Annotated in this window: 4 protein-coding genes and 4 tRNA genes; 1 reads left to right on the top strand and 7 read right to left on the bottom strand. The window is 40.4% G+C overall.

What is annotated here, in order from left to right; translation table 11 throughout:
• The 5 genes from IEY42_RS21715 to IEY42_RS21695 all read right to left on the bottom strand — a co-directional run.
• Positions 1 to 96 (bottom strand): GTP-binding protein (locus tag IEY42_RS21715; protein ID WP_079393000.1); only part of this gene is annotated, 96 nt, incomplete at its 3' end.
• 112 nt (positions 97 to 208) lie between these two features.
• Positions 209 to 284 (bottom strand) — tRNA-Thr (locus tag IEY42_RS21710).
• A 10-nt stretch (positions 285 to 294) separates the two neighbouring features.
• Positions 295 to 368 (bottom strand) — tRNA-Gly (locus tag IEY42_RS21705).
• 37 nt (positions 369 to 405) lie between these two features.
• Positions 406 to 490 (bottom strand) — tRNA-Tyr (locus IEY42_RS21700).
• Between the two features lie 7 nt (positions 491 to 497).
• A tRNA-Thr gene (locus IEY42_RS21695) sits at positions 498 to 573 on the bottom strand.
• Between the two features lie 222 nt (positions 574 to 795).
• Here IEY42_RS21695 and coaA point away from each other — a divergent pair.
• Entirely contained in the window at positions 796 to 1,746 is a 951-nt protein-coding gene (coaA, locus tag IEY42_RS21690) for a type I pantothenate kinase (protein ID WP_188927256.1), read from the top strand.
• A 44-nt stretch (positions 1,747 to 1,790) separates the two neighbouring features.
• Here coaA and birA read toward each other — a convergent pair whose 3' ends face one another.
• The gene (birA, locus tag IEY42_RS21685) at positions 1,791 to 2,753 is read right to left on the bottom strand and encodes a bifunctional biotin--[acetyl-CoA-carboxylase] ligase/biotin operon repressor BirA (RefSeq protein ID WP_188927255.1); all 963 of its coding nucleotides are present in this window, start codon (positions 2,751 to 2,753) and stop codon (positions 1,791 to 1,793) included.
• Positions 2,750 to 3,766: a UDP-N-acetylmuramate dehydrogenase gene (gene murB / locus IEY42_RS21680; RefSeq protein WP_188927254.1), complete on the bottom strand. Its 1,017-nt coding sequence runs from the start codon at positions 3,764 to 3,766 to the stop codon at positions 2,750 to 2,752. Before murB ends, birA begins: the two co-directional genes overlap by 4 nt.
• Positions 3,767 to 4,570 lie beyond the last annotated feature (804 nt).

Below are 4,570 nucleotides of genomic sequence, written 5' to 3'. Positions count from 1 at the left end.
GATAGCTGCAGTAAGAGTTGTTTTACCATGGTCAACGTGACCGATGGTGCCTACGTTTACGTGGGGCTTATTACGTTCAAATTTAGCTTTTGCCATGGTATTGCCTCAATCCAATAGTTTGGTGATGAAAACACAGATATAGTAAAAATCCGATGCATAAATATGACATCGAATCAATTATTGTTTAGGCGTTAGGATAATGACAGGCTGGTGCTGATAGGCAGATTCGAACTGCCGACCTCACCCTTACCAAGGGTGCGCTCTACCAACTGAGCCATATCAGCAATCAAATTTTGGAGCGGATGGCGGGAATCGAACCCGCGTTATCAGCTTGGAAGGCTGGAGTAATACCATTATACGACATCCGCGCAACCTAACATAGGCTACCTAACTACCTAGAAAAAATGGTGGAGGGAGAAGGATTCGAACCTTCGAAGGCTGAGCCGTCAGATTTACAGTCTGATCCCTTTGGCCACTCGGGAACCCCTCCAGTAAAATGGTGCCGGCACCAAGAGTCGAACTCGGGACCTACTGATTACAAGTCAGTTGCTCTACCAACTGAGCTATGCCGGCGTGTCATTTCGGGTTCGGATATTAGGTAAATGTGCCCAGGAGTGCAATAGATAAATGCTAAAAAACTTAAAAAAAGTTTCAAATGACGCTTTTTTGGCCTCATTTTAAAAAAAAAGCACAATTTCTAATCGAATATATTCCACATGCCCACAAATCAATATCAAAGTATTGTCGGTCATTATTCGATAGTGTAATGTGCCTGACCAACCTAGAGGAATGGTTATGACTTCAATTAACTCAATACAAGATGCACTTTACTTTGCTTTTCAGCGCGAGCATTGGGCTGAACTTCGTAAATCAGTGCCCCTCACCTTAAGTCAAACTGAACTCGAAAACCTTCGCGGTATGAATGAAAAACTGTCTCTTGATGAAGTGACTGACATTTATCTACCTCTTAGTCGCTTGCTAAACCTATTTGTAGGCTCTAAACAGCAACGAGGGCTGGTTCTTGGAAAGTTTTTAGAGCAACAAGCTACCCCAAGCCCATACATTATCAGTATTGCTGGTAGTGTTGCCGTCGGTAAGAGTACCACTGCACGTATCCTTCAAACCCTCTTACAACGCTGGCCTGAGCATCCTAAGGTCGATCTTGTCACTACCGACGGATTTTTATACCCGCTTGCTGACTTAAAGCGCAAAGGGTTATTACAGCGTAAGGGCTTTCCTGAAAGCTACGACATGAAAATGCTTGTAGAGTTTATCTCAGCTGTAAAAGCAGGTGATAAAGAAGTATTAGCGCCTTTATATTCACATGTGACTTATGACAGACTCCATAACGAGCATCAGGCTATTCGGCAACCTGATATTTTGATCATTGAAGGCCTTAACGTACTGCAAACTGGCCTGGATACTCCTATTGATACTAGAAGACCTTTCGTTTCTGATTTTGTCGATTTCTCTATTTATGTCGATGCAGATGAATCATTATTAAAGCAATGGTATAAGCAACGTTTCTTACAGTTCAGAGGAGGCGCATTTAGCGAGCCAGAGTCTTTCTTTCATCATTATTCATCGCTAACAGATGATGAAGCCAATGCAATTGCCGCCAATATTTGGGATACCATTAACGGTCCTAATTTAAATCTTAATATTCAACCAACACGTGAAAGAGCTCATTTAATTTTACAAAAAGGCCCTAACCATTTAATGAGTAAAGTCTTGTTACGTAAGTGATATTTCACACACAGCTATACTAAATTGTAATTGATACATTTATTTTATTGTGCTGCCCGCAAGCTTATTTCACCGCCCACAAATGCATTAATACCTTGTTCATTCTCTAATAAAATAGCCCCTTGATTATCAATACCTCGACAAAACCCAGTAACAGAATTAGGTGACATTATGAGTGTTACTTCACGATTAATAAATAAATCATGTTCATTCCAACGAGTTGCAAACTCAGTCAAACCATGTTGTTCAAATAGTTGTAAATCACGTTTCAGCTGTGAATGCAGCTTTATTAATAATGCCGTTTTATCTGGCATACTCGCCATAGTCGATAAGTCGCTCCATGGTTGATCAATTAAATCACCTTGTTCAATAGACATACTCATATTGATACCGAAACCAATAACTAAATCCGTATGTTGTGAAGATGTTTGACTCACTTCTATCAAGATCCCAGCCAATTTTTTATGATCTAAGTAAATGTCATTTGGCCATTTTAATCCTAATTCTTCCACACCAAAATCTTGCAATGCTTTGACGATTGCGCAGCCGACAACCAAACTTAAGCCACTAGCTTGGGAAATATCCTGATTAAAACGCCAAAATAATGATGCATATATATGATGGCCATAAGGAGAAACCCATTGCCGTCCCCGACGGCCGCGACCTGCTGATTGATACTCTGCAACGCAAATATCGCCCGATTTAAGCTCAGTGGCATGACTCAACATAAACGCGTTGGTGCTATTGGTATCATCAAAATAAAAGCAACGATTCTCTATTGCATTAACCAGTTGACTCTCAACAATTAATGAAATGGGATTAGCCAATTTGTAACCTTTCCCCTTAACACTGTAAATTTCAATGCCATAATCTTTTAAGCCGTCTATGTGCTGATTAATCGCAGCTCGGGTTAGTGACAACTTCTTTGCAATTACCTCTCCGGAAACAAAATGTTGATGAGTTAAACAATTGAGAATTTGGCGTTTACGTAACCAATGATCGTTCATTTAATTTTTACCTCTCCTTGAGAACCAATAATTCTAGGCTCAGGATGTAAGACCACCGTAAACTTATCATAAACGGCATCAATTATTTTCCGCGCTAATTGACAGACGTCCCTCCCCGTTGCAGTACCAAGGTTAACCAGTACTAATGCCTGTTCTTGATGCACTGTCGCTGCACCAACCTTAGCACCTTTCAACCCAGCCTGATCGATCAGCCAACCGGCTGCCAGCTTGAATTGTCTATCAGGTTGCTCATAGGCAATTAAATTTGGAAATGACGCCTTCAATGTATTGTAATGCTCAACAGAAATCACAGGATTCTTAAAGAAGCTGCCTACGTTACCTAATTTTGCTGGATCGGGTAATTTAGACTGTCGAATCTGACAAACACAATCAAAAATTTGCTTTGCCGTTACAGTTGAAGAATCAAAGTGTTGTAATGGACCATAGTTGATAACAGGCACCCATTTTTTAGCTAATTTCAGTGTAACTTGAGTAATCACCGCTAAGTTTCTTAGACGTTGCTTAAAGACTGACTCGCGGTAATCAAACTCACATTGTAGCTTGTTATATGTCGTCAACTTTCCTGTGTCTAACTGCAAAAATTCTACCCGATGACAAAATAGATTGAACTCAACCCCATAAGCACCAATATTTTGAATCGGAGCAGCACCTACAGTACCAGGTATCAGTGCCATATTTTCTAAACCATAAATCTTTTTCTCTAAACAAAATTCGACAAGCTGATGCCAATTTTCGCCAGCTTGAACAGTCAGATAATAATGCGTGTCATCACTCGTTATTTCGATACCTTTTGTAGACACTTTGACGACAGAGCCTTGATAGTTTTCAGTAAAAACTAGATTACTCCCACCACCAAGGATTAGCATGGGAAAATTCTCTTTATACAGCTTATTGCAAGTTGCAATGAGTCCGGCTTTAGACGTTACATCAATAAGGGTGTCACAATCTTGCTTGAGACCAAAAGTATTAAACGGCGTAAGTGAAATAGTCATAGAATGATTACGTTTCTAAAAAGTGCTGTTATTGTACATTAACTTGCATTATTCCCATTGCTTACCTATGCATTAATTATGGTAAACAAGAGGGTGAAACGATAAACGTTTCACTTAGTCGATAGTGTAAAACCATTATCTCAGTCTTGATGTTATAGATTGACACTTAAGCTTAGGCACAAAGCTCAAATTCCAGACCTAAAAGGTCCGCGGCAGTAGCAAGGGCTTATCACGACTCTTTCGAGTAAATTAGGCGCCTGAAAATGACCTACTCCCACATGAGAAAAAAGGAGTGCGTCTTGTATATGCAGCATTCAGCAAACACTTTCCCGGAAAGGGCTAATCGCCAGGAATGGCGGAAATGCCATTATTGCAGGAGCAATATAACGGCCTTTTGAGAGGAGGAACCCGCTCAACTGCGGGATGCTTCGAGTTTAACTTTTCGCGTGACCTATATGGATATAGGAAGTGCCTTAAATTGTCTGGAACTTAAGTAAGTGTATATACGAAAAAAGACCTAGCACTTTCTGCTAGGGCTTTTTCGTGTATTTGGCGTCTAGAAATGACCTACTCTCACGTAGGCATATAAACCACGCTGCTATCTCGCTCATCTTGATAAATAAGCTTGATGCATAAACTCAAATTCCAGTCGTGATAAGCCCATTGCGTTAGCAACTAGCGTTTATACTTATACCATTTACATTAATTAATTGGTCAGTTTTGTCCACCGTCTAGAACATCGTTGAGTCACCCTTTCCGGCTCTGCAATAAATCGGTTCCATGCAATGGAACACTGCTCAACAA

It is taken from the genome of Shewanella algicola (assembly GCF_014648035.1).
Taxonomy (GTDB): Bacteria; Pseudomonadota; Gammaproteobacteria; order Enterobacterales; family Shewanellaceae; genus Shewanella; species Shewanella algicola.
This window is presented reverse-complemented; position numbering and strand designations above follow the sequence as displayed.